The sequence below is a fragment of the Paenibacillus sepulcri genome (assembly GCF_042647105.1).
GTDB classification, from domain to species: domain Bacteria; phylum Bacillota; class Bacilli; order Paenibacillales; family Paenibacillaceae; genus Paenibacillus_Z; species Paenibacillus_Z sepulcri.
The window spans coordinates 2,290,895-2,316,277 of the sequence record NZ_JBHRUP010000001.1 but is presented as its reverse complement, the minus strand read 5'-3'; the positions used below and the strand labels follow the sequence as shown (position 1 = coordinate 2,316,277).

The window sequence follows — 25,383 nt, the reverse complement described above, 5'->3', positions numbered from 1 at the left end:
TTCGATGGGAATTGTTCAAATGGTTATCGTTCTGCTGGTGCTTGTCCTGTTGGTCAAGCCGGTAGGAACCTATCTTTATCATGTATTCTCTAACGAGCCGAACAAGACGGACCGCATATTCGGACCATCCGAGCGTTTCATCTACGCTCTAATCGGACTGAATCGGCGCCCTGGCATGAGCTGGAAACGGTATGCGGCAAGCATGCTGCTGACCAATATCGTGCTGGTGGCCGTGAGTTACATCCTGCTGCGGCTCCAGCAGAGCCTTCCCCTCAATCCGAATGATATTGGCAATATGGAACAGACGCTTACGTTCAACACGGTCATCAGCTTCATCACGAATACGAATCTGCAGCATTATTCGGGTGAGACGGGGCTGTCCTATTTCTCGCAGATGGCTGTCATCACGATGATGATGTTCACGTCAGCGGCGACCGGTTTCTCGGTGGCGGTTGCTTTTGTCCGCGGGATAACACAGAAGGGCCGAACGATGGGCAACTTCTTCGAGGATTTCGTTAAAGCCCATACCCGGATTTTTCTGCCGGCTGCTGTTATTATTACGCTGCTGCTTGTCGCCCTTCAGGTGCCGCAGACGCTGCATTCGACCTTGAGCGTGACCTCGCTTGAAGGGGTTGCCCAGAGCATCGCGATTGGTCCTGTGGCATCGCTTGAATCCATTAAGCATTTGGGTACGAATGGCGGCGGCTTCTTCGGTGCCAACTCCGCTCATCCGTTCGAGAATCCCAATGGATTGACCAATGTGATCGAAATCCTGAGCATGTGGGTGCTTCCCGCTGCGCTGCCTTACACATACGGGCTCTTCGCCCGCAACAAGAAGCAGGGCTGGGTCATCTTCAGCGCCATGATGTTCTTGTTCCTTGTGTTCCTGATTACCGTCTATAGTGCCGAGCTCTGCGGCAATCCGGCATTGAACAGGCTGGACATCGATGCCTCGCAGGGCAGTATGGAAGGCAAGGAAGTCCGGTTCGGCATCGCGCAGTCGGCGTTGTTCACTACCGTCACAACAGCGGCAACGACAGGAACCGTCAATAATATGCACGACACGCTGACCCCGCTCGGCGGTATGGTGCCGATGGCGGAAATGATGTTGAACTGCGTATTCGGCGGCAAGGGCGTCGGTCTTGTCAACATGCTGATGTATGCGCTGCTCGGGGTTTTCCTCGCAGGCCTCATGGTCGGCCGGACCCCGGAATTTCTGGGGCGCAAGATCGAGCCGCGTGAGATGAAGCTGATTGCCATTGCGATTCTGATGCATCCCTTCATCATTCTGGCCACGACTGCGATCGCCTTTGTAACCGACCTTGGAAAAGGGGCCATCACCAATCCCGGATTTCACGGGATTTCGCAGGTGCTGTACGAGTATACCTCTTCTGCAGCCAACAATGGCTCCGGGTTTGAGGGCCTGGCAGACAATACCCCGTTCTGGAATATTACGACCGGTCTTGTGATGATTCTGGGCCGCTATATTTCCATGATTGCCATGCTTGCGGTTGCCGGCTCGCTATGCCGCAAGCAGTGGATTCCCGAGACGGTCGGTACGTTCCGTACGGATAACAAGCTGTTTACGGGTATTCTGATCGGAACGGTTTTGATCATAGGAGCGCTGACGTTCCTGCCTGCGATCGTGCTTGGGCCGATTGCAGAGCAGCTGACGCTCGCTGACGGAAGGTGAATTCAATATGAGTGCAGCCAGGAATCGCAAAACGATGCTGACCCCTGCCATTACGCAGAATGCGGTTAAAGAGAGTTTCATTAAATTGAATCCCGCTGTGATGATCAAAAACCCTGTCATGTTTGTCGTTGAAATAGGGACCGTTGTCGTGCTGCTGATGACCATTATCCCGGGTTACTTTGGGACGGGAGATCAAATCGGCTTTAATCTGACGGTCTTTCTGATCCTGTTGTTCACCCTGCTGTTCGCCAACTTTGCGGAAGCGCTGGCTGAAGGCAGGGGCAAGGCTCAGGCGGATTCGCTGAAGAAATCCAAGCAGGAGATTATGGCGAACAAGCTTGTTGGCGGCAGCACAAAGACGGTAAACGCAACCGAGCTGCGAAAAGGCGACCTTGTTGTCGTCTCTCAGGGCGAGATGATTCCGGGAGACGGCGAGGTGACCGAAGGCCTCGCTTCCGTGGACGAGTCGGCGATTACCGGCGAGTCCGCTCCTGTGATCAAGGAGGCCGGCGGCGATTTCAATTCCGTGACCGGAGGAACGCGCGTTGTCAGCGACCGGATTACGGTGCGGATTACAAATGATCCCGGAGAGTCGTTCATCGACCGGATGATCTCGCTTGTCGAAGGCGCAAAGCGCCAGAAGACCCCTAATGAGCTGGCGCTTAATACGCTGCTGACGAGCTTGACGCTGATTTTCCTGATCGTGGTCGTTACGCTTTCGCCGATTGCGGACTTCGTCAATATCAAGCTGGATGTGCCTGTGCTGATCGCACTTCTGGTCTGTCTCATCCCGACGACAATTGGCGGTCTGCTGTCCGCCATTGGCATTGCAGGGATGGACCGTGTGACGCAGTTCAACGTGCTGGCCATGTCGGGCAAGGCGGTCGAAGCCGCAGGCGATATTAACACCATGATACTGGACAAGACCGGGACCATCACCTTCGGCAACCGGATGGCCAGCGAATTCGTTCCTGTGGGCGGCGCCAGTATGGAGACCACCGGGCAATGGGCAGCCGTAAGCTCTGTCAGAGACGATACGCCGGAGGGGCGTTCGGTGCTTGAGCTGATGAGGAAGCAGGGGCTGGAGTATGACAGCCAGTTAACCGAAGGCGCGGAGTTTATCGAGTTCAAGGCGGAGACCAGAATGAGCGGGCTGGATATGAAGGATGGCCGCAAGGCGCGCAAGGGCGCCGTGGATGCCGTGAAGAAGTGGGTGGCGGCGCAGGGGGGCACGATTCCGGAAGACCTTGACGAGAACAGCAACCGGATCGCAAAAGAAGGCGGTACGCCGCTCGCTGTTGCGATAGACGACAAAATCGTCGGTGTCATCTACCTGAAGGATACCGTGAAGCCCGGTATGCGCGAACGGTTCGCGCAGCTTCGCGAGATGGGCATCAAGACGATCATGTGTACCGGCGACAATCCACTGACGGCGGCGACCATCGCCCGTGAGGCTGGTGTGGATGATTTTATCGCGGAGAGTACGCCGGAGGACAAGATCGCCGTAATCCGCCGCGAACAGGGGGACGGCAAGCTGGTCGCGATGACCGGCGACGGTACCAATGATGCGCCGGCGCTGGCCCAGGCCGATGTGGGGCTGGCGATGAACAGCGGTACAGCCGCCGCCAAAGAAGCCGCCAATATGGTCGATCTCGATTCCGACCCGTCCAAGATTATCGAGGTCGTCTCCATCGGCAAGCAGCTGCTGATGACCCGCGGAGCCTTGACCACCTTCAGCATCGCCAACGATATCGCGAAATATTTTGCGATTATTCCCGCGATGTTCATTCTGGCGATTCCGCAGATGAAGTCGCTGAATGTGATGCATTTGGGCTCGCCGATGTCGGCGATCCTGTCGGCATTGATCTTCAATGCCGTGATCATTCCGCTGCTGATTCCGCTTGCCATGAGAGGCGTGGCTTACAAGCCGATGATTGCGTCGAGGCTGCTGTCCCGCAATATCCTGATTTATGGTCTGGGCGGAGTCGTCGTTCCATTCATCGGGATCAAATTGATCGATCTGGTCGTCCATATCTGGATTTGAACCTAATTCAGCCGTTCAGGAAAGGCAGGAATAACCATGAACAAACCGGACTCTCCTTCTTCGGAGACGCCTTCCGCGAGTCTATTCTGGATCGCTCTGCGGGCCGGCATTGTCTTCATCATCCTCTGCGGGATTATTTATCCGCTGGTCTGTACGGGAATAGCCCAGGTCATTATGCCGGGCCATGCCAATGGCAGCCTGGTGAAGGATGCAGAGGGCAATAAAATCGGCTCTGAGCTTATCGGCCAGAAGTTTGATAATCCGGCATTCTTTCAAGGGAGAGTGTCAAGCATCGATTACAAGGCGGAAGCATCGGGCTCGAACAATTACGCCCCTTCCAATCCCGATATGCTGAAACGGACTCAGGAGTCCATTGACGCCTGGAAGCAGGCCAATCCGGATGTGCCCGCTTCTCAACTGCCGGTTGCTCTGATCACCAATTCCGGTTCAGGGCTTGACCCGCATATTACGCCGCAGTCGGCGGCGGTGCAAATTCCGCGCATAAGCAAGCTGACGGGTCTGGATGCGAATCAGCTTCAGCAGCTGGTGGACGAGCATACGGAGGGGCGCGATCTCGGACTGTTCGGCGAACCCCGCGTCAATGTGCTCCGACTCAATATGGCGCTGCAAGCGCTCGTGACGCCGTAATTCTCATGCCCTGCCATCCCTTCCCGGGATCGGCGGGGTATTTTGCACGAACCAGAAGGGAGTGAGGAGTAGGGTGGCTCACTTGGAAGGCTTTCGCCGGAAGACGCCGGAGGAATTGTTGCTGTCCATATCCAAAATTCACCGGGGCTGGCTGAAGATCTATATCGGGGCCTTCAGCGGCTCTGGCAAAACCTATCATATGCTGCGTGAAGGCCAGGCGCTCAAGCAGCAGGGCATTGAAGTGGTCGTCTGCGCCGTGTCCACCATGCAGCGCCCGGAAACCAGCGAGCAGCTGGCTGACCTGGAGCGGATCCCGAGCATTCATTGGATGAAGGACGGCACTGCCAGGAAGGACTTGAATATGGAGATGATTCTAAAGCGCAATCCGGAGGTGGTGCTCGTTGACGGACTTGCGCACCGCAACCGTCCTGGAGCGGAGCATCCCTCCAGGCTGGACGATATCCGCTATCTGCTGGGGCACGGCATCAGCGTCATTACAACCGTCAATGTCTATGAGCTGGATGGCATCTCGCAGCTGGCTCATAAGCTTACCGGCATTGAGGTCGAGTATTCCGTAAAGGCCGAAACGCTGGAGCTGGCGGACGAGGTGCGTCTGATCGATGTCTCGCCGGAGACGTTATTGAAGCGGCTTGATGAAGGTCATCTGCGCAGCATGAAGGATTCTGTCCTGCTGAAGCGGGGAAATCTGGGCATGCTCAGGGAGCTGGCTCTCCGCCTTGTAGCGGAGGGGGTGAATGATACGCTGGTCAAGCACCGCGAGGAGCAGGGGCTGACCGGACCGACAGGCGCTTTAGAACGGATTTTGGTATCGGCCCAATATCATTGGAACGGCTCGATCTATATCAGACGCGGCCAGCAAATCGCCAGGCGTCTTGGCGGCGATATGAGGGTTGTCGTATTTGTTCCTCCGGACAAGCATCTGACCCGCGAGGAGGCGGCGTTCCGGCGTTCGATCCGGAAGCTTGCCGAGAAGGTGGAGGCGGCATTCGAGGAGCTTCCTCTGCCGGCCAGAAGGAAGCTTCCGGGGACCTTGGTTAACTATGCGGTCAGGCATAATGTGACCAGGATTGTGCTGGGCCACTCCAAGCAAAGCCGCTGGCAGGAGTTCTGGCGGGGCTCGATTGTGGGCGGCGTGCTGAGAAAAACAAAAGATATTGATATTTTCTTCATGGCCGACCGCGCCGACCATGAGGGGGGGCGCGTGCTGCCGACGCATCGCCAGACTTCCAAGCCGTTCTCGGAGCCATACCGCAGATTGAGCAAGCAGGAGGTGGAGCGCAAAATCGAGCGGATCAAGCGCGGCAAATTCAAGGTTTATATCGGAGCCGCTCCCGGTGTGGGCAAAACCTATATCATGCTTCGCGAAGGGAACGATCTGCTGAAGAAGGGGATCGATGTCATGATCGGCCTGCTGGAAACACATGGGCGCCAGGAGACAATGGCGCAGGCGGGCGGGCTCTCTTCCATTCCCCGCAAGGCGATGGACTACCGGGGAGCCTCGCTCGAGGAAATGGATGTGGCCGCGATTATTGCGCGCAATCCCGAGGTCGTGCTTATTGACGAGCTGGCCCACACCAACGTCCCCGGCAGCAAAAACAAGAAACGCTATGAGGATGTAATGGAGGTGCTGGACGCGGGCATTTCCGTGATCACAACGGTCAATGTGCAGCATTTGGAAAGCCTTAACGATGCCGTCGAGCATATTACAGGCGTACGGGTCAGAGAGACGGTGCCCGACAGCATCCTGCGGCTCGCCGATGAAGTGGAGCTGATCGATGTCGCGCCCAAAGCGCTGCAGCAGCGGCTGAGGGAAGGGAAAATCTATGCCTTGACGAAGGTCGAGCAGGCGCTGAACCATTTTTTTAAAACCGGCAATCTGATTGCCCTGCGGGAACTCGCGCTGCGGGAAATTGCCGACGATGTGGACGAGCGGCTTGAGGCCTCGCAGCAGGAAGGAGCATCGCTTCGCGGACCTTGGCGGCGCAGGGAGTGCATCAACGTCAGCGTAAGCGCCAGCGACTGCGCGGAGCGGCTGATCCGGCGCGGGTTTCGCATCGCCCACAGGCTGAAGGCGGACTGGCATGTCGTCCATGTCCATGTGGGGGAGACCATGTCCGAGGAAGTCAAGCGGCGTATTCAGGCTTTGCAGGAGCTCACTGTGCGTCTGGGCGGAGAATTTATGCTGGAGCATGCACCCAAGCGCAGCAAGGTGGCAGGCATTATACTGGAGCGCGCCAACGGCTGCAAAAGCACACAGCTGATAATGGGCCAGCCGCTGAACGGGTTCTGGGTCCGTCTGCTCCGTTCCTCCGTGGTTTCTCCTCTTCTGCGGCGGAGCAGGCATATGGATGTGCTGATCGTGGGCAATTCCATGCCCCGCGGGTGACGGGTCTGCAGGCTCGCCGCTCCCGGGGCGGGACGGCTCCGCATGGGAGCCAGCCAGACAGTCCGTTCCGTAGCACCGGATACAATAAGCCTCGGCAAAAAAACATTCTTTAAGGAGGATGAAACAATACTGCCGTTACTTGAACAAGTGACAGCCGTCCGTGGAAGATTACTGTTTGTCTTATATACAGTAAACAGGCAAGAAGGGGCTGATTCGATGTCGTATTCTCTTATTCCCGGCTAACTAAATATATCAAAATATAACATAGCCTGATAAATAAGAATGCATGCGTATTAACATCATAGTCAATGAATATATAATAGACAATATATATTTATTTTGTTTACAATGAATATATTAAGTGTTATGGTTAGGACGTCGAAAGGCTTCCGCCTGCGAGACGAATCAACGGAAGGAAGGGATAACATGAACATCAGCACCGGGATATCGTTATCGGGAATCGAAGGTAAGGTCGTAGCCATTACGGGCGCAAGCAGCGGAATTGGAGAAGCAACTGCGCTTCTGCTCGCTGAGCGCGGGGCGAAAGTCGTACTTGGCGCGCGCCGCTCGGATCGGCTTGAGGCTCTTGCGGCACGAATCGTAAATGCGGGCGGGGAAGCCGCATATGCAAGCATAGATGTGAGACGGCGAGATGATCTGTCCACCCTCGTCCAATTGGCATGTGAGCGGTATGGCAAGCTTGACGTTCTCGTCAACAATGCCGGCGTTATGCCGATATCTCCCCTTGATGACCTGCGCGTGGAGGATTGGGAGGCAATGATCGATATCAACATAAAAGGCGTTTTGTATGGGATTGCGGCAGCACTGCCCGTCTTCCGCAAGCAGGGTTTCGGGCATTTCGTCAACACCGCGTCTACAGCAGCATTTCGTATCGTACCGAACCAGTCGGTCTATGCCGGCACCAAATTCGCCGTGCGCGCCATCTCCGAGGGGCTGCGCCAGGAGGCGGGAGATAAGCTGAGGGTGACGATCATTTCACCTGGCTTTACAAGGACGGATGGTGTGGGAGCTGCTGTTACCAATCCGGAGGTCAAAGCCCAGCTGGAGGAGTCCCGGGACAAGTTCGCGATGCCGCCGGAAGCGATCGCCCGCTCTATTGCGTTCGCGATCGAGCAGCCTGCAGATATTGATGTGAGCGAGGTTATTGTCCGTCCCACCGCGCAAGGCTAACTTTCGCCTCTGTGAAGGCGAAAGCCGTTTTTCCTAGAGTTGAGCGGGACGGGGATGGATCCCGCCGCAGCAGAGGATGGGCGAAATTGCTGCACATTTGGCCTGCTGGTCTCTTCGCACCGCGCGCAGCTCCCAGCGCGCGGTGCGGCGTTGCATGACGGCGGTCGCCCACACGAGACTCTGGGCTTCAGAGGCGGAGCTGTGATCTTCCCAAGCAGATATATGAGTCGAATGTAATCATAATCATCTTTCATGAAGAGGCAAAAAGACGCTCCTGTCGCCACTGATAAAGTGGCGCCGGGAGCGTCTTTGCATGTTGTTTGGGAATGAGAGGATCTCTTTGTTCCCGGAGCGCCGTTCGGGCCTGGCGGGCGGGTATTCACTGCAGCAGGGCTTTTTACGTCCAGCATGGCCAAGAATAAGGCTAGCAAGCCCGCAAGGAGGCTTTTCCTTAATCTATATGTGGTCAGGATGACGCTTCAATAATCATTACGCCGCGGCCAGCGACAGTAGCGGGACCGGAAGCCGGCTGGCCGGTAAGCAGGTCAACGCCGTAATTCTGATCAAATTCCACCGTCACGGCATTCGGATTATGGTTCATGACGAACAGGTAGGAATGGCCGTCTTTGTCGCGGCTTGCCACTTCCACGCCTGGCTGCTTGCCCGGCAGCGGCTCAATTCCCCGCTCGGCGCAAAGCGATCCCAGGAAGCCCTGCAGGAAGCTGGCATCGGGGCTTGTAGCGACATACCAGGCTTCGCCCGAGCCGAAAGAATTCCGGGTCAGCGCCGGCATTCCCGCGTAGAAGTCGTCGCCATATTCCGCTATAACGTCCGCTCCTTCAGTATGAATAAGATCGCACAGCAAGGAACAGCTGTATTCCCCCTGAAGCGTTCCGTAAGTATCCTTCATGATCAACCGGTTAGTCTGATCCGGGAACAAAGCGTCGATTTCTTCGGCCCAGATGCCCAGAAGCTCTCTGAGCTCCCCCGGGTATCCGCCCAGCGTGACGATATCGTTCTCATTGACAATGCCGCTGAAGAAGGTGGTAACGAACGAACCGCCCCCCTTGACATAGGCTTCAATCCGCGGCGTCATTCCCGGCTTCACCATGTACATAACCGGTGCCAGCACGACATCGTATCCCTGCAGCTCATCTTCGAAGGAGATGATGTCCGCTTGTATGCCCAGCTGATAGAGCGCATCGTAATACTTATGAATTTCATTCAAATACTGCAGCGCCACGCTCGGACCGCTGGAGTACTCGATCGCCCAGCGATTCTCCCAGTCATACATAATCGCCACCTTGCTTGGCGTGCGCGAGCCCAGCAGCTTATCGCCGAGCTGGCCCAGTTCTGCGCCGAGCTGGGCGCACTCGCGGAAGACCCGGGTATGCTCGTGACCGACATGCTCGATAAGCGCGCCGTGATATTTCTCGCAAGCGCCGACCGAGCGGCGGAGCTGGAAGAACATAATGCTGTCCGCGCCATGCGCCACAGCCTGATAGCTCCACAGCCGCATCACGCCCGGGCGCTTGAGTGAATTGTAGGCCTGCCAGTTCTGCTGGCTCGGCGTCTGCTCCATGAGGAGAAAAGGCGCGCCGCCCTTCAGTCCGCGCATCAGGTCATGCGTCATTGCCGTGTAGCTGACAGGCGTATCGGCAGCAGGGTAGTTATCCCAGGAGATAATGTCCATATGCTTGGCCCATTTGAAATAATCCAGCTGCTTGTATGTGCCCATCAGGTTGGTCGTCACCGGAATATCGGGGGTGACCGCCTTGATCGCTTCATATTCCAGCTTGTAGCAATCGAGCATGCCGTCGGAATTGAAGCGCGCGTAATCCAGCGATATGCCCTGAAAATTCGTACGGTTGGCGGCCCACTGCTCAGACAGGCCGCTCGGCAGGACAATCTCCTCCCAATCGTAGAAGGTATGGCCCCAGAAGCGGGTATTCCACTGCTCGTTCAGCTTGTCCAGCGTCACATATTTCCGCTTCAGCCAGACGCGGAAAGCGGCGGCGCAGTTCTCGCAGTAGCATTCGCCACCGTATTCGTTGGACACATGCCACAGCAGCAAAGCCGGGTGATCCTTGTAACGCTCTGCCAGCTTCGAAGCGATCCGCTCCGAGAATGTGCGGTAGGAGGGGCTATTGGGACAGGAATTATGCCTGCCGCCGAATTTGCGCTTGCGGCCGTCAAAATCGGTGCGCAGCACATCAGGAAACTGGCGTGCCATCCAGGCGGGATGCGCCCCCGTTGACGTGGCAAGGCAGGCGTATATGCCATTCTCATGCAGCATGTCCATAATTTGATCCAGCGTTTCAAAGCTGTAAGTGCTTTCATTCGGCTGCAGCATAGCCCATGAGAACACGTTTACGGTGGCGATGTCCATGCCGGCCAGCCGCAGCATGCGCATATCCTCCGGCCAGACGCCGCTGTCCCACTGCTCGGGATTGTAGTCGCCGCCATATAACATTTTGGACAGTTTGGTCGTATCCATAGATATCAGCTCCTAAGATGTTTGTAGCTTCATTTTATGATATGATTCACGTTAACGATATATAATATTTAGATAGGCAGGATATGATAATATGGAACAAATCATCCGTCGCAAGGTTGTGGAGGATCAGCTTCGGCGCTTTATGTTTGTGCTCGGCAAAAACGATCTTCCGCTGTATGTAGAAAGCATCGGCTACAATCCCGATCAGGAGTCTGTAGTCAGACGCAAAGGATATCCGTACTTTCATTGGCTGCAGACGATTGAAGGCGAAGGGGAATTTGAATTAAGCGGCAGAAGGTTCTCGTTGTCCCAGGGCAACGGTTCCCTGATCTTCCCCGGGGTTCCGCATTCCTATTCAGCCGCCAAGGGTAAAAAGTGGGCAACCCTGTATGTGACCTTCGGCGGCTCGCTGGCGGATTCGATGCTTGCCCAGCTTGGCATCCGCCATACGGAGTGGCTGCATTGGAATGATGATGCGCCGATAACGGAGCAGCTGCTGGATATGGTGGAGCAGACCCAGTACGACGAAGACCGTACAGGGCTGAATGCTTCCGCACAGCTGTACCGGTTTCTGACGATGGTCAAAATATACGGCCAGACAGGCGGCAAATCCTCTTTGTTTCAGCATCTGGAGAAGCTTGACCCGCTGCTCAACTGGCTGGATCAGAAGTTCGGCGATCCGGAAATCGGCTTGATGGACATGGCGGACCGGCTCGGAATCAGCCCGCGTTATTTGAATGCGCTGTTCCGTCAGGCATTCGGCATTACCGCCTATGCCTACCTGATCCGGCTGCGCATCCGCAAAGCCAAAGAGCTGATGAGCAAAAGCGAACGGAAGTCCATCAAAGAAATTGCCCAGCTGTCCGGGTATCGCGACCCGAGCCATTTTATATCGGCCTTCGGCAAGACCGAAGGCATGACCCCCGACCAATTCCGCAAGCTGCAGGGATTGACATATATGACATGAGAAGCGGCAGCGGCTGGCTTTGAAGAAACTGACTTAACGCCAAGGACGGCGAGAGCCGTTCTTCATATACAATAAGATAGTGTGAAATCCGGCCTTGCCCTGCTTATATTTCTGATGGAAGAAACGTGGCCATGACGCTGAGAATACGGCGTCTGCCTTTTCTTCTTGTATGATGAACGGAGAGAACTTACAACCATGGATGTGAAAAAATGCGCGGCATGCGGAGTTGAGAAGCCCCTTACCGCTTATAGCAAGCGCTCCTCCGGCATCAGCCGGCGCGGAACCTGCCGCTCTTGTATGCGCAAGCGCCAGCGGGAGACGGCGCACAGCCGGACAGGCGGCTCAGTTGAACCTGCAATTGAACCAGCAGTAACCGTGAAAACAACGATAAAGGAACAAGCTCCTTCCGTTGCCGCTGTGAAAGCTGTGATCTGGCCTGACCAGCCGGATAAAAAGAAGATCAGTTACCCCGCAGAGCCGCAAATGCAAGCTCTGCAGCTTGAAACGGGTGACGGCGCATCTGCGGCTGAAGAGGACGCTCCCCCGCAAAAGCGCAAGCGCCGCAAGCGCGGCCGGCGGAAATCGGGCGGGCATAAAGGCACTGAAACGATTGCGTCTGCAGGTCCTGATCGAGCAGCAGATGGACGAATGAAGGCAGCGGAGCGCGCGGATTCCGCTGCAGTTGGCGTAACCCATGCGGATCCCGCTCCAGTTAGCCTGACTTCAGTCAACGGGTCAAGCCAGGTTCAGGTCCTGGGCAAGGAGAGTATCTTCTCCGCTCTTCCCATAATTGAAGCTCATCCCGCACCGACTGCGGTGGATGAGCTTGCGCCCAAACGCAAACGAAGACCGCGCGGACGCAAACGCCGCCGCCGCTCAGCCAAAGCGGGCGAGAGCGCTAATTCTCCTCAGGCGGAGCTGCGTCCGCCAAGTAAAAGAATCGTTCCGTTCAAAGGCCCCTTCAAATACGATACGTCGATTCTGAACGACAGGGGAACGGGTCTGATCCGTCTGCGCGGCCGCCGCGAGACCGGCAAGCGCTGGTCGACGGACATTCCGCTGGAAATGGCGATAACCATGGTGAAGGAAGGCGCGGCGGGCATCATAAGTCCCGGCCAGATTCACAAGTTGTATTCGAAGACGGATTTTCGTCTTCTCGTTCTGCAGCGGGACAATTATGTTTGCCGTTATTGCGGCCGCTATGGCGACACCATCGATCATGTGATGCCCAAGTCCAAGGGAGGATTGTCCTCGCCCTTGAACTGCGTGTGCGCTTGTGCGGATTGTAATTTGAAGAAAGCCGACAGCCTTGATTTCGTATATGATGATTTCTGAGAACTTTATTTAAATGGTCCGTTCAAATGCCAATCCCCTCCATCGGGGGATGGCATTTTCCATATATTTGTGAATGCTTCGTTTACGAGTTGGAAACATGTCAGATATGCCGGGGATATAAGCCTGTAATAGATTAAGAATAGGGTGATACGGAAAATGGAGAAGAAAATTCTCGTTGTGGACGACGAACAAAGCATCGCAGGGGCAATTGCCTACGCCTTCCGGCGGGAAGGCTACAACGTGGATATTGCCTATGACGGCGAAGAAGCGCTCAGGAAAGCGGCTTCCTTCAAACCGGATGTGATGGTTCTTGATGTCATGATGCCCAAGCTGAACGGATACGATGTGTGCCGCAAGCTGGAGAACCGCAGCGGTCTTGGCATTATTATGCTGACTGTCAAAAACGACATTGTCGACAAAGTCATCGGCCTTGAGCTGGGCGCGGATGATTATATGACCAAACCCTTTGATCTGCGCGAGCTGGTGGCGCGTGTCAAAGCATTGATCCGGCGTATGGAGAACAAGGCGGAGGATGAGCCGCAGCAAGTCGAGATAGCGGAACTGCGGATGAACATTCCGAACAGAGTCCTTCAATTGAAGGGCAAGGCGATCGATCTGACCCCCAAGGAGTTCGATTTGATCGCACTCCTGCTTACACATCCCGAGCGGGTATATACGCGCGACGAGCTGCTTGATCTCGTCTGGAGCATCGATTACGCGGGGGGAACCCGTACGGTGGATATCCATATGCAGCGGCTGCGCAAGAAGCTCGGCGAGCCTTACCAGAATTTGCTGCAGACCGTATACGGCATCGGCTATAAAGCGCTGCGGGAGCTGTCCTGATGAAACGGAAGAGGCAGCCAGACAGGGAGGAGGGGCTGAAGCTGCGAAGAAGAACCCCTTTCAGCCTGAAATGGCGGTTTACGATCGGCCTGGCCATTCTGCTTGCTGCGACTGTCTTGATGCTTGGCTGGCTTGTGCTGCGGGAAATTGAGAAGGAACAGATGAGCAGAGTAGAAGCAACGATGAAGCAGCGCAGTGACCTGGCTAATTTGCGCGTGCGGCAGATGTATCTCAGTGCGGACGCGCAGGATGATGTGAATACTTTTTTCCGGCGCAGGGGACCGGAGCTGGCTTCGGATCTCAGCAGCCTGCTGGGAAATGCGCATATTGTGCTGTATGACGCCAAAGGCATGGAAATTGGCAACTCCCAACCGCTGTCGACGACGCCTTCAATCGAAGATATTCTGGAATATGCGAAGAAAGGCAGGACCGTCTACCAGGTTTCCGGCAATTCGCTTGTTTATATGGCGCCGCTAGTCTGGTCGGTCGGCCAGGTGGGCATTGTACAGCTGGAGACCTCCCTGCAGGCCGATCAGGATTATTATGCCAGGCTGCAGCGTTCTCTGCGCAATATTGGACTTGCAGCGCTGGCAGTCAGCTTTCTGATTGGATTTCTGTACGTTTCCCGCGTCACCGGTTCGCTGCGCAAGCTCAGATCTGCCGCCGATCAGATCAGGGACGGCCATTTTATTAAAGATTCGCCTGTTCGGCGCAGAGACGAGCTTGGCGAGCTCAGCGAGGGGATTACCTATATGAGCCGGGAAATCGAGCAAAGCTTCGCGCGGCAGAAACAGTTTATCGGAAACATCAGCCACGAATTCAAGACGCCGCTCACATCGATCATTGCTTATTCCGATCTGCTGGATATGTACCGGGATGACCCGGCGCTGCTGGACGAAGCGAGGGAGAATATCCGCAAGGAAGCCGACCGGCTGCTGGAAATGGTGGAGAAGGTACTGCATCTGTCGGCGCTGGAGCAGTATGAGTTCGGTCTGAACGCGGAACGCCTTGATGTCCGCGAATCGCTGGAAGAGGTATGCAGCCGGATGCGGGGGAAGGCAGTGCAATTCGGCATTCGGATTGAAACGGATATCAAGCCGGCGCAGATTCGTGTCGACCGCGAGAGCCTGATGCATATTTTCATGAATCTGCTTGATAATGCAATCAAATACAACATAAAGGGAGGCACGGTTCACGTCTCCTGCAGTGTCGAAGGGGATAAAGCGGTCATCATGTTTCGTGATACGGGAATCGGCATACCGCCTGAGGCTGTCGTGAAGCTGTTCGAGCCGTTCTTCACGGTCAGCAAAGACAGGGCGCGCCTTACAGGGGGAACCGGACTTGGACTGTCGCTCGTGAAAAGGCTGGTCGAGGTACAGCACGGCAGCATCACGCTTGAGCTGCCGCCATCCGGGTCCGGTTCGATATTCAAAGTCGAGTTTCCGCTCGCGTCTCCTGGAACCGTGAAACCTTTACAAGCTTGAAACAAGACCGGAATATTGTCGAGAAATTCATTTTGTACGATGGATATGTAAAGGAAAAGGCTGATGAAGGCCCGATTCCTCTTAAATGATTGGATGGGAGGCACCCTGTGATGGTTGCAAACAAGAAGAAACAAAAAAAGGCGGCTGCGGCTGCGATCACTTTGGCCGGCATGCTCGTTGTGTTATCCGCCTGCGGCAGCGGAGCGGGATACGACGGGAGCACGGCTGCAGGACGAGAGGTCATCAAGAAACCGGATAAAACAATCACTGTTGTGGATGAAGCCCCTGCTCAAGCGGACCAGCAGATGGAAGTGTCCAAGATCGATGAGCTGAAGGGCATTCATGGCCTGGACTGGCTCAGCGAAGACAAGATTATTGTCGATAAAGAGAATTTAAACATGAAGCCGGTAACGATTGAAGGCGAGCAGCGCTACCCCCGCAATCTCTATATACGGGATCTGGCTGCGGCGGACCAGGAGGATGAAGCGGTGTCCGAGGAGCAGGACAATCAAAGCTTCGCGCTGCTGTCGGCGGACAAGAAGTATTTGTTTTACAAGAAAAATTCCGAGGATACCGCAACAGGTTACATTATGGATATGGCTACGCGCGAGTCGGTTCAGACAGGCGAGGGAGAGCTTCATGCCAATGATGGAGAATGGATCGACAACGAACGGGTGATATTCTCCCTGATTAACGGCAGCATTGTAACTTCGGATGTAAAAGGAAATACGACAACCGTTCTGCCAATGGAGGATTTCTCCATCATGAATGCGACCCAGCGCGGAACGACCGTCTATTATACCTCGATGCAGGATAAGCTGCATGCGTATGATACGCTGACCGATAAACAAACCGTGCTCGACAGCAAAGTCATCTGGTTTGTTCCCACCCCCGACAACAAGCAGACCGCTCTGGTCAAACGGACATCGGAGACGGAGATGGAGCTGACCATTACAGACTCAGCCCTTAAAAAGAAATGGACGCTGGTGAAAGCGACTCAGGTCCTCGGCATGAGCTGGTCGCCTGATGGGACGAAGCTGGCATATATTGCTAATTCCCAGGGCGACGGCGTAAACGGAGTATTCGTGGCGGATAGCGTATCCGGCAAGACGACACCGATTTCGGTCGATTCCAGAAACGCATCCGGCACCCTGCGCTGGAGTCCGTCGGGCGATAAATTGCTCACCTCTTCAGCAGTTATGGAAGAGAATAAAGTGGTCTTCCATACGTATGTGATTTCATTCCAGCAATAAATGAGCTGAATATGCAGTCCCCGTCCCTTTACCTGAAATATAAGAAAGTATAAAGTTTCTCCATACTTTGCTTATATTTTTGAGGGAAGAAGCTTGGCCCAGCCGACTAAAGGACGGCGACAGCCGGTTCTTCCTGAGGGGCAGGACTGCTTTTATCTTTTCAAGGCATTTTAAACACTTTCGCACAGGCAGCTGCGGAAGTGTTTTTTTCAGCTTTTAAGCGGCTTTCTTGAGTATTGGTTTGTGCTCACTTGCATTAAGTGTATTAAGTGATATAATACACTTAATATTGAAAGCAGAAGGCGGCAGGACAGGGAGGAACATCCATGGAAGAACAGCAGGTTGGCACATTGCGGTTTCAGATCGATTTTAGTCAACCTCTATATGAACAGGTATTGGATCAGGTGCGAAGCTCAATTGCCAAAGGAGAGATTGGATTGGGAGACAAAATGCCATCGGTGCGCGATCTGGCGCAGCAATTGCGGATGAATCCGAACACGGTGATGCGCGCATATCAGGAGCTGGAGCGGGACGGTTTGACGGAGAAGCGGCGGGGACAAGGAACCTACGTCACTTCCTCGACCGAGCGCGTGCAGACCTTTCGGACGGATCTTTCAGCCAGGTATATCGATTCCTTTCTGTCTCAGATGGAGAGCCTGGGAATCAGCTGGTCGGATATAGAAGCTTATGTGCACAATAAACAAATCAACAAGGAAGGAGGGAACCGGACATGAGTGAGCCGATTGTAGTCTGCAAGCAGTTATCGAAGCAGTACGGCGACAAAAAGGCGCTGAGCGGCATAAGTCTGTCGGTTCCTGCCGGGAAAATCGTTGGAGTTCTTGGTCCCAACGGCTGCGGCAAATCCACCCTGTTCCGGACTATAACAGGCCTTGTACAGCCCGATCAGGGAGAAATCAGGGTGCTTGGACAAACACCCGGCTGGCGTACCAACAAAGATATCGCCTATTTGCCTGACCGGGCCCGGTGGTATCCGTTTCATACAACACTCAAGGCTTTTGAGTGGGGGCAATCCTTCCTGCCAGGATTTGATATGGCCGCTGCCAGATCCTTTGCCGAATTTATGGACATCGAGCTGGACATGAGAATCAGCGGCATGAGCCGGGGGCAGGAAGCCAGGGTGATGCTTATTCTATGCATGGCGCGCAAGGTGCCGCTTATTATTCTGGATGAACCGTTCGCCGGTATCGACGTGATCTCCAGAGAGGCGATTATCTCTGGTATTATCGATTACCTGGAGGAGCGCGAACAATCCATATTGATCAGCACGCATGACATTCAAGAAGTCGAGGGCCTGTTTGATTACACGATCATGATGAACAAGGGGCAGGCGATCTGGACGGGCGATACGGAGGACCTGCGGGCTGAATACGGCTCCCTGCACCACGTTTTTCGCACATTGTACAAGAAGGAGGGGATACGTTGAAAACATCCGCTACCTTTTGGGCGCTGATGCGTCATGAATTCAAAGTAAAGGGAAACGGCAAGCGCCTGAACCGTTCCCCTCTGAGCAGAAAATGGGCCGGCATTTACGGCGCAGTCGTCCTGATCATCGTTCTGGGCACGCTGACTTATTTTGCAATGGACCATTCCTTAAAGCTGCTCAGTTTATGGTTCGTCACTATCGGTTTTCCCTATATGCTGTTCTTCACCGGTCATGGCATTCTGAAGCGGGAGTGGGAGAACGAGACCAGCGGCTGGTGGCTGACGCTTCCGTATTCGCGGCTTACGCTCGTTGGCGCCAAGTGGAGCGGTGCAGCGCTGCGGACATTGATGGCTATTGCAGGCTTTTATGCGGCAGCATCCATATATGCTTCTTGTATCGTGCTGATTTTGAACAGTTATACCATGAGCGATTTGTCCGCATTCCTGCTTGTAGGGCTAAACTGGTTTGTACTTATTATTGGATTCGGCCCCTTTGTTCTATCCATCGGTTTCCTGACAGCAGCGGTTGTATACACGCATTGGCGGCCGATTACTCCTCTGCTCTGGGTAATATTCATGGGAGGCGGAGGCCTGTTGTTCTCCAAAATGGGTCCGGTATTTGATCAGCTTAACGGAGATGCGGCAGTGGTTTGGTTTCCGTTTCCATGGGAGGTGCTGGCAGCGATGATCGTCAGCCTGCCGGCCGCTTACCTCGTCATTCGATTATGCGCCTATCTGCTTGATAGAAAATTAGCCTAAAGACATATTCAACAAAGAAGGGAATGAAATGAAAATGGAAACAATGACGGAAAACCGGCGGCCATCCGATAGTAAACGGCCCGAAAGCCGGGAACTTCTGCTGGAAGTCACAGGTCTGCAAAAGGCATACGGCAAGAAACAGGCACTGTCGAATGTGACCTTATCGCTTCAGGCCGGCACTTCATTCGGGTTTCTTGGCCCCAACGGAGCAGGCAAATCGACCACCATGAAGATTTTGACCGGAATCGTGAAGGCGGACAGGGGGAGTGTGAGCCTGTTCGGCAGAGATATTACCAATGATATCGATGCGGTTTCCAAATACATTGGTTATGTTCCTCAGGAAATAACCCTGTATGAGAAGCTGAGCGCTTACGATAATCTTGAGTTTTTTGGCCAGGCATACGGTGTTCACGGAAATGAGCTTAAACGCCGTATTCAGGAAATCCTGGAGAAAACCGGGCTGATTGACCGTGCCAGGGATGAAGTGCAGACCTTCTCCGGCGGTATGAAGCGACGCATTAATATTGCGGCAGCCATGCTGCACCGGCCGAAGCTGCTGATCCTGGATGAGCCGACGGTAGGCATTGATCCGCAGTCCCGCAATCATATTTTCGAAATGATCCGCGAGCTCAACAAGGACGGGGTAACGATTATTTACTCCACCCATTACATGGAGGAGGTTGAGGTTCTCTGCGATCAGGTCGCCATTATGGATCAGGGAACCGTCAAAGCAAGCGGATCGCTTGGCGAGCTTCTCGAGCAATACGGGCGCAAATCCATTTATCTGGAAGCCGCCGGGCTGACGGCTCCTCCCGTTGATCCGCAGGTTACTCAAACGCGCAAAGAAGGCTCGGGCTGGATACTGGATACGGAGCATGTGGCGGGAGTGATGCAGCGGCTTCTGGGCACAGCCGCCCGGAGCCAGTGGGATGTCAAGCAGCTTGAGGTTGTCAGGCCGTCGCTGGAGAGCGTATTTCTGACGGTCACCGGCACCGCGCTGAGAGACTAGAAGCCTGTAAGGATACAGAAGGGAGATTTTCAGATGAAATCCATTATTATGAAGGAATTGAAATTGATCCGCAAGGATAAGCGCAGCTTTTTCTTCCTGCTGCTGATGCCGGCGCTGTTTATCGTCATGTTCGGGTCCGTCTTCGGCGGTTCGGGAAGCTCCTCCCAAGTTTCCGTCCACGCCGTCGATCTGGATCAGAGCGAGGCATCGCAGGCATTCATGAGGCAGATGGGAACGATTATGGATGTGTCGGCGGAAGATCCGGATAGCCTGAATGAAGGAATTGACAAGATCCGTCAGGGGCAGTACACGGCTCTGCTGGTCGTGCCCGAAGGTTTCGAGCAGGCTATCAAGGAGGGGCAGACGGCTGGAATCAAGATGTACGAGGATCCCGCATCCGCTATCTCCAATGCCCCGATAACAGCGATACTGGAGAACCTTACAGGCAAGTACAGGGAACAGAAGCTAAATGATACGCTGATCCGGATGGGAGATACCGAGCAACAGGCCAAACAGGCGCTTGCCTCCCCGGTAACAGTCGAAGCTGTACCCACAACCTCGGATGTTTTTAATTATATCGACCAGGTGGTTCCGGGGATGACTGTCATGTTCGTGTTCTTTATTATGATTACGATGAGCCGCCGGTTCTTTGAGGAGAAGAAGACAGGACTTCTGTCCCGTATCCGCAGCACGAGTATCAAGCCGCTGCAGTATTTGCTCGGAATGTGGATTCCCTTTGTCCTCACCGTTGCTGCACAATGCGTGGTTCTGTTTACCTTCGGCCATTTTGTTTATGACTTGAGTCTTGGCGATTTGTCGGCACTCGCATTAATTGTACTGGGACTTAGTATTGCCGGAACAGGTCTTGGCCTTGGCCTTTCCTTCATTGTTCCGGGCGAAGGAGCCGCTATGGTCATTACCCAGCTTATTTCCATGGGAGGCGCTCTGGTAGGCGGTCTGTGGACGCCATCATACATGCTGCCGGATTCGATCCAGACCATTGGCTATTTTACACCGCAGTATTGGGCGCAGCATTCGCTGGTGGACATTATTGCGCATGGCGCACATATTGGCGATGTATTTGGAGCTGTACTGATTTTGCTCACGTTTGGAGCAATCGGTCTTGCAGTCGCTTTTATCCGTCTGCCCGGCTTTCTGCGTTCTGCGGCTAATTAAGGGCATGATCGGTTTGGGACAAATAGCGGCGGAAAACAGGGAGAAGAGACGCATAATCATGTGTCTCTTCTTTTTTTATTATTAGAAATTCGGGAAATGCTTTATTCAGGCGTCCCAAGGGATACGCTTACATCAGGGAGCGAATTATGAGAGACTTTTGCGGCAGATGCCAAATTTTGAGGCATGAATAACGATTTTTCCTATGTTAACATGAGTGGCGTCGGGAGAAACCGGCAAAACCCAAAACCAACGAGGAGGAAATAAATTCATGAAAATAAGACCAATTCGAGTGGGAATAGCAAGTGTTCTTGCAGCAAGTGTAATTGTACTTGGAGGGGGAGCAGGCTTGCAGCAGGTCAGTGCAGCTTCTGCAAATACAGCCCCAACAAAAACGTATAATATAAACATTAACGATACACTTTCGAAACTTGCGCAGCAATATGGTATCGATCTTGGCAAGCTGCTGCAATCCAACCCTTCCCTGGGTAACGGCAACAGTATTTTCCCCGGTATGATCATTAAAATTCCGGTTAATGGCGGATACGGGAATGGTTCAGGTGCTCCTGCTAATGGCGGCAGCGGTACGCCTTCAACTGGCGGCGGCAGCGGAACTCCGGCAACTGGCGGCAGCGGCACGCCTTCAACTGGCGGCAGCGCACCGGCAAACGGCGGCTCAACCACAGATCCGGGAACAGTATCGCAAAGCGAATTTGCTTCCCAGGTTGTAACGCTCGTCAACCAGGAGCGCAGCAAAGCAGGCTTGTCTTCACTGCAATCCGATGCTCTGCTGACTAAAGTGGCGACTGCCAAAGCGAAAGACATGTATGACAACAATTATTTTGATCACAACTCACCAACCTATGGTTCCCCGTTTGATATGATGAAGCAATTTGGCGTATCTTATAACTATGCGGGTGAAAACATTGCCAAAGGCCAACGTACACCTCAGGAAGTTATGACTGCATGGATGAACAGCGCAGGCCATAAAGCCAACATCCTGGGTGCGAATTACAAAAAAATCGGCGTTGCTTATTACAATGGCGAATGGGTGCAAGAATTTACTTCCTAGAATAACCTATGATGGAAAGGCGGCCAATGCTGGCCGCTTTTTTTGTTGCATACAGGATTCAAGCTCCGGATGATGGCTTCCTCGGACTTCTCTTATGAGCGAACCAACAAACCACATAGTTTCGTTTTGAACTCTTCGTTCGGCTTGACGCGAAATTAACCGGCGGTTATTATGTAACCGATGGTTATTTAAAATTCCAAACAACGAAACAAGGGGTGTCAAGGTCATGACGACAAGACGAAAAATGCTGACTGAAGAAATGAAGCAGGCTATCCGTCATTCCGCTGCACGGCTATTTGCAGAGAAAGGCTATCCGTCGGTAACGATGCGCGAGATAGCCAAGGAGGCAGGCTGCTCGCATACCGCGATCTATTTGTATTTCAAGAATAAAGAGGATCTGCTGCAGCAGATCGCTATGCCGCCGCTTGCGGAGATGGAAGGCCGGATGCTGGAGAGGCTGGGAGACGCGGAGGCTGCCCCATTGGACAAGTTGATTGGCGCCTGCCAGGAATATGCTGTGTTTTGCCTGAGCAACGGCAGCTTCTTCAATGTTCTGATCACATCGGGAAGCGGCAGGGTGGATGAGCCGGAGCCCGAGCTCGAAGTGAATCAGATCCGCAACCGTATATTCGGCCATCTGATTCAGGCGCTGGACAATGTGGTGGATGACGAGGGTTCTGCTGCCGACGCTGAAGCGGCGCTCAATCGTGCGCGCATTTTATTTTATTACATGCAGGGATTCGTCCACACCTATAATGGCAGTCTGGAATCCATCGATTCGCTTTTGGAGAGGACGCTCCCCATTTACAATCAAGGAATAAGAACATTGGTGGCAGGTATGAAGGCCTAATATCGATGAAAAAACAAGAGACCGGCATTAAAACGCCTTTGTAAATAAGTCCTTTGACATGGAGGGAAATGATAAAATGTTAGCGAATTGATAAGGATACTTCTTTTGAACCTGTCGGGGGATGAGCTTTATGAAGGATCAACAATCTCAATACGAGTCATTTATTTCCACTCATCTGCATCAATTGGTTGATCAGTCGCGGATAGGCGTCTTTCTTTTTCATGAAGATCAAATTTCGTATGTCAATCCGTGTCTGGCGGAGATGTTCGGATACTCCCGTGAGGAAATTATCGGTATGCAGCCCAAGGAACTGGTCTTCGAGGAAGACCGGGCTTTTTTCAAAGACAAGATCAGCCGCCGGTTGAGAGGGGAAGGCAGGGGCGCCCGCAATTGGCTCAGAGGGCTCAGGAAGGACGGAAGTCTGTTCTACTATGAAGCCAAGGGATTACTGGTCGAGTATGATGGCCGCCCCGCACTGGTTGGTACGCTGACGGATGTCACCAGTACGATAAAAGCGGATGAAATTTTACGTGAGCATGAACTCAGGTATCAGCGCCTGATCAAATATTTGCCTGAACCCATCGTCGTTCATGACGGGGAAACGATTTTATATACGAATAATGCCGGCCTACTCCTCTTTGGCGCCACCAGGGTTGAGGAATTATTTACCGTTACCTATATGGATTTGATTTACGCCGATTACCGGCAAATGACGAGCGAACGCATGAGCTTGCTGCTGGCCTCGGATGAGCCTTTGGACTTTATGAAATCCAAAATCGTCAGCCTTGATGGAAGGATTATCGATGTCGAGGTTTCAGGCATCCGGATTCATAATTTTCAGGGACGCCCCTTTGTTGTGCAAAGCGTGTTTCGTGATTTGACGGAGCGCAAAAGAGAGGAAGAAGCGATTATCCGATCAGAGAAGCTGTCGGTAGCAGGTCAGATGGCGGCGGGAATCGCTCACGAAATCCGAAACCCTTTAACCTCCTTAAAGGGTTTTACGCAGTTTCTAAAAACAAAGGTAAGCGACCATCATGAATATTTCAATATTATGCTTGCGGAGCTGGACCGGATCAATACGATCGTGCAGGAATTTATGGCGCTGGCCAAGCCCCAGGTCAAGCAGTTTAGCCAGCATAATCTGGCCTCCATATTGGAGAATGTGATAACGCTGCTGGAAACCCAGGCGATTATGAACAATGTCGAGATGAAAAAGGATTTTGCCGCGAAGATGCCGACGGTATATTGCGATGAGAATCAGCTCAAGCAGGTATTTATCAATTTGATGAAAAATGCCATAGAGGCGATGCCAAGCGGAGGAGATTTATCCATTACCCTGAAGGAGGGGGACGCGGGTATGCTCATCGTCCGCATTCAAGATCAAGGGGTGGGAATCCCCAAGGATAAGCTTGAGCGTCTAGGCAGCCCCTTCTACTCGACCAAAAGCTCCGGTACCGGGCTTGGACTCATGATTTGCTTGCGCATTATTGAAGCCCACCGCGGCACGCTGAAATTTGAAAGCGAGGAAAGCAGCGGCACAACCGTCACAGTTGAGCTGCCTGCCTTTGAATGGGAGACAGAGTGATAAATGAATGGCGTTCAGCCCGTTATTGTTCGCGGCTGGACCTATTTACCAGTGTATTTGGGGGATAGAATTATGGTATCCTTTAACGCGAGCCGAAACTTATCGTACGGGGGATCTTTATGAGGCAGCAAACAGATGCTTTCAGCAAGCCATAATCTGTTTCCTGCCTCGCGGAATATTATCCGAGCCAGTCGAATTGGCAGGGTGAAAATCCGCTGGGGGTGAATCGCTTTGGAGCGGGCATATCCGCTATGGCGTAGGGTTGAACTCCTCAATCCGAATCCGACAACTAACCTCGCAGGCCGCATGCACAAACAGGCATACTTAACCAATCGGGAGAGAGGCTGCCTTGTTTGAGCGATGACGGAGTTTGGAGACAGTTCTGTATCAGAACCTGCCGATAAACCCGTAAATAAAAAGGAGGACATTTGTTTTGGTAAATGCAAAATGGAAAAAAGGCGCAGCAGCAGCTGTACTTGGATTGGCAATTCTTGCCCATGCAGGGGCGGCAAACGCTGCAGCGGTATACAAGGCAAAAGACAATGATACTTTCTGGACGTTGTCCAAACAATTCGGTGTGCAGCTCGATCAGCTGGTGAAAGCCAATCCAGGCGTGGACCCGTCCAATATTTATGCGGGCTTGTCCATCACAGTGCCGGGATCGGCAGCGAAAAAAACGGCAGCAGCTCCGAAAACCGCGGCGGTCAAGGCGATTAAAATGGAATCCACGGCCAAAGCGCTGCCGAAAAATACCGTGGCAGTCAACGGGCTGGCCTACAACTATACGGATGTTGTACAAGCCAAAGCAAGCGCCTATACAGCTGATGAATCCGAGAACGGCTGGGGCCCGGTTGACTATTACGGCAACCCGCTCAAGCTGGGTACGATCGCAGTTGATCCCAACCGTATTCCGATGGGAAGCAAGGTGTATATCACCGGTTACGATCATGACGGTTTGCCTGTTGGCGGCATGATGGCCGTAGCGACAGATATGGGGAGCGGGATCAAAGGGGATCGCATTGATATCTTCGTACCGCAATCGCAGGAAAAAGCCCAGAAGTTCGGGTTTCAATATGTAAAGGTTTTTGTTCTGGGCAAATCATAATACTTCAATATAATCGATCATGAGC

The 25,383-nt window shown here is 53.5% G+C and carries 20 protein-coding genes and 1 riboswitch; of the genes, 19 read left to right on the top strand and 1 reads right to left on the bottom strand.

Annotated elements, in window-relative coordinates; all coding sequences use genetic code 11:
* The first annotated feature begins 4 nt into the window (after positions 1–4).
* The 5 genes from kdpA to ACFOLF_RS10195 all read left to right on the top strand — a co-directional run bounded on the left by kdpA (position 5) and on the right by ACFOLF_RS10195 (position 7,983).
* A complete protein-coding gene (kdpA, locus tag ACFOLF_RS10215) occupies positions 5–1,693 on the top strand; it encodes a potassium-transporting ATPase subunit KdpA (protein ID WP_210038337.1) in 1,689 nt (562 codons plus the stop codon).
* Positions 1,694–1,700: 7 nt separating this feature from the next.
* Positions 1,701–3,737, top strand: coding sequence for a potassium-transporting ATPase subunit KdpB (kdpB, locus tag ACFOLF_RS10210; RefSeq protein ID WP_210038338.1), 2,037 nt, complete (start codon positions 1,701–1,703; stop codon positions 3,735–3,737).
* A 36-nt stretch (positions 3,738–3,773) separates the two neighbouring features.
* A complete protein-coding gene (gene kdpC / locus ACFOLF_RS10205; RefSeq protein WP_210038339.1) occupies positions 3,774–4,385 on the top strand; it encodes a potassium-transporting ATPase subunit KdpC in 612 nt (203 codons plus the stop codon).
* 82 nt (positions 4,386–4,467) lie between these two features.
* The gene (locus tag ACFOLF_RS10200; RefSeq protein ID WP_210038551.1) at positions 4,468–6,792 is read left to right on the top strand and encodes a histidine kinase; all 2,325 of its coding nucleotides are present in this window, start codon (positions 4,468–4,470) and stop codon (positions 6,790–6,792) included.
* Between the two features lie 426 nt (positions 6,793–7,218).
* Entirely contained in the window at positions 7,219–7,983 is a 765-nt protein-coding gene (locus ACFOLF_RS10195) for an SDR family oxidoreductase (protein WP_210038340.1), read from the top strand.
* 466 nt (positions 7,984–8,449) lie between these two features.
* On the opposite strand, the gene ACFOLF_RS10190 is transcribed toward ACFOLF_RS10195, so the two are convergent.
* Complete coding sequence (locus ACFOLF_RS10190) at positions 8,450–10,480, bottom strand: beta-galactosidase (RefSeq protein WP_210038341.1); 2,031 nt, start codon at positions 10,478–10,480, stop codon at positions 8,450–8,452.
* Positions 10,481–10,571: 91 nt separating this feature from the next.
* Between ACFOLF_RS10190 and ACFOLF_RS10185 the strand changes: the two genes are divergently transcribed.
* The 14 genes from ACFOLF_RS10185 (at position 10,572) to ACFOLF_RS10120 (ending at position 25,358) form a co-directional block, all read left to right on the top strand.
* The gene (locus ACFOLF_RS10185) at positions 10,572–11,447 is read left to right on the top strand and encodes an AraC family transcriptional regulator (RefSeq protein WP_210038342.1); all 876 of its coding nucleotides are present in this window, start codon (positions 10,572–10,574) and stop codon (positions 11,445–11,447) included.
* Between the two features lie 195 nt (positions 11,448–11,642).
* The gene (locus ACFOLF_RS10180; protein ID WP_210038343.1) at positions 11,643–12,782 is read left to right on the top strand and encodes an HNH endonuclease; all 1,140 of its coding nucleotides are present in this window, start codon (positions 11,643–11,645) and stop codon (positions 12,780–12,782) included.
* A 156-nt stretch (positions 12,783–12,938) separates the two neighbouring features.
* Positions 12,939–13,625: a response regulator transcription factor gene (locus tag ACFOLF_RS10175; RefSeq protein ID WP_210038344.1), complete on the top strand. Its 687-nt coding sequence runs from the start codon at positions 12,939–12,941 to the stop codon at positions 13,623–13,625.
* Positions 13,625–15,109, top strand: coding sequence for a sensor histidine kinase (locus tag ACFOLF_RS10170; protein WP_210038345.1), 1,485 nt, complete (start codon positions 13,625–13,627; stop codon positions 15,107–15,109). Before ACFOLF_RS10175 ends, ACFOLF_RS10170 begins: the two co-directional genes overlap by 1 nt.
* Positions 15,110–15,219: 110 nt before the next feature.
* Positions 15,220–16,362: a PD40 domain-containing protein gene (locus ACFOLF_RS10165; protein WP_210038346.1), complete on the top strand. Its 1,143-nt coding sequence runs from the start codon at positions 15,220–15,222 to the stop codon at positions 16,360–16,362.
* Between the two features lie 326 nt (positions 16,363–16,688).
* Complete coding sequence (locus tag ACFOLF_RS10160) at positions 16,689–17,096, top strand: GntR family transcriptional regulator (protein ID WP_210038347.1); 408 nt, start codon at positions 16,689–16,691, stop codon at positions 17,094–17,096.
* Entirely contained in the window at positions 17,093–17,806 is a 714-nt protein-coding gene (locus tag ACFOLF_RS10155; protein ID WP_210038348.1) for an ABC transporter ATP-binding protein, read from the top strand. The genes ACFOLF_RS10160 and ACFOLF_RS10155 overlap by 4 nt, the downstream gene beginning before the upstream one ends.
* The gene (locus ACFOLF_RS10150) at positions 17,803–18,564 is read left to right on the top strand and encodes an ABC transporter permease subunit (protein WP_210038349.1); all 762 of its coding nucleotides are present in this window, start codon (positions 17,803–17,805) and stop codon (positions 18,562–18,564) included. The genes ACFOLF_RS10155 and ACFOLF_RS10150 overlap by 4 nt, the downstream gene beginning before the upstream one ends.
* A gap of 28 nt (positions 18,565–18,592) precedes the next feature.
* Complete coding sequence (locus ACFOLF_RS10145; RefSeq protein ID WP_379113942.1) at positions 18,593–19,573, top strand: ABC transporter ATP-binding protein; 981 nt, start codon at positions 18,593–18,595, stop codon at positions 19,571–19,573.
* 33 nt (positions 19,574–19,606) lie between these two features.
* A complete protein-coding gene (locus tag ACFOLF_RS10140) occupies positions 19,607–20,749 on the top strand; it encodes an ABC transporter permease (RefSeq protein WP_210038350.1) in 1,143 nt (380 codons plus the stop codon).
* Between the two features lie 268 nt (positions 20,750–21,017).
* Positions 21,018–21,818, top strand: a complete 801-nt coding sequence (locus ACFOLF_RS10135; protein ID WP_210038351.1) for a CAP domain-containing protein — start codon at positions 21,018–21,020, stop codon at positions 21,816–21,818.
* 226 nt (positions 21,819–22,044) lie between these two features.
* Positions 22,045–22,668, top strand: coding sequence for a TetR/AcrR family transcriptional regulator (locus ACFOLF_RS10130; RefSeq protein ID WP_210038352.1), 624 nt, complete (start codon positions 22,045–22,047; stop codon positions 22,666–22,668).
* Positions 22,669–22,798: 130 nt separating this feature from the next.
* Positions 22,799–24,253, top strand: a complete 1,455-nt coding sequence (locus tag ACFOLF_RS10125; protein ID WP_210038353.1) for a PAS domain S-box protein — start codon at positions 22,799–22,801, stop codon at positions 24,251–24,253.
* An 80-nt stretch (positions 24,254–24,333) separates the two neighbouring features.
* A riboswitch (cyclic di-AMP (ydaO/yuaA leader) is annotated at positions 24,334–24,572 on the top strand.
* A 114-nt stretch (positions 24,573–24,686) separates the two neighbouring features.
* Positions 24,687–25,358, top strand: coding sequence for a 3D domain-containing protein (locus ACFOLF_RS10120; RefSeq protein WP_210038354.1), 672 nt, complete (start codon positions 24,687–24,689; stop codon positions 25,356–25,358).
* The last annotated feature ends 25 nt before the right edge of the window (positions 25,359–25,383 follow it).

Bases quoted from the DNA above. Each gene is read 5' to 3' on its own strand.
- kdpA (WP_210038337.1), top strand. From the start codon at position 5: ATGGGAATTGTTCAAATGGTTATCGTTCTGCTGGTGCTTGTCCTGTTG.
- kdpB (WP_210038338.1), top strand. From the start codon at position 1,701: ATGAGTGCAGCCAGGAATCGCAAAACGATGCTGACCCCTGCCATTACG.
- kdpC (WP_210038339.1), top strand. From the start codon at position 3,774: ATGAACAAACCGGACTCTCCTTCTTCGGAGACGCCTTCCGCGAGTCTA.
- ACFOLF_RS10195 (WP_210038340.1), top strand. From the start codon at position 7,219: ATGAACATCAGCACCGGGATATCGTTATCGGGAATCGAAGGTAAGGTC.
- ACFOLF_RS10190 (WP_210038341.1), bottom strand. From the start codon at position 10,480: ATGGATACGACCAAACTGTCCAAAATGTTATATGGCGGCGACTACAAT.
- ACFOLF_RS10185 (WP_210038342.1), top strand. From the start codon at position 10,572: ATGGAACAAATCATCCGTCGCAAGGTTGTGGAGGATCAGCTTCGGCGC.
- ACFOLF_RS10180 (WP_210038343.1), top strand. From the start codon at position 11,643: ATGGATGTGAAAAAATGCGCGGCATGCGGAGTTGAGAAGCCCCTTACC.
- ACFOLF_RS10175 (WP_210038344.1), top strand. From the start codon at position 12,939: ATGGAGAAGAAAATTCTCGTTGTGGACGACGAACAAAGCATCGCAGGG.
- ACFOLF_RS10170 (WP_210038345.1), top strand. From the start codon at position 13,625: ATGAAACGGAAGAGGCAGCCAGACAGGGAGGAGGGGCTGAAGCTGCGA.
- ACFOLF_RS10165 (WP_210038346.1), top strand. From the start codon at position 15,220: ATGGTTGCAAACAAGAAGAAACAAAAAAAGGCGGCTGCGGCTGCGATC.
- ACFOLF_RS10160 (WP_210038347.1), top strand. From the start codon at position 16,689: ATGGAAGAACAGCAGGTTGGCACATTGCGGTTTCAGATCGATTTTAGT.
- ACFOLF_RS10155 (WP_210038348.1), top strand. From the start codon at position 17,093: ATGAGTGAGCCGATTGTAGTCTGCAAGCAGTTATCGAAGCAGTACGGC.
- ACFOLF_RS10145 (WP_379113942.1), top strand. From the start codon at position 18,593: ATGAAAATGGAAACAATGACGGAAAACCGGCGGCCATCCGATAGTAAA.
- ACFOLF_RS10140 (WP_210038350.1), top strand. From the start codon at position 19,607: ATGAAATCCATTATTATGAAGGAATTGAAATTGATCCGCAAGGATAAG.
- ACFOLF_RS10135 (WP_210038351.1), top strand. From the start codon at position 21,018: ATGAAAATAAGACCAATTCGAGTGGGAATAGCAAGTGTTCTTGCAGCA.
- ACFOLF_RS10130 (WP_210038352.1), top strand. From the start codon at position 22,045: ATGACGACAAGACGAAAAATGCTGACTGAAGAAATGAAGCAGGCTATC.
- ACFOLF_RS10125 (WP_210038353.1), top strand. From the start codon at position 22,799: ATGAAGGATCAACAATCTCAATACGAGTCATTTATTTCCACTCATCTG.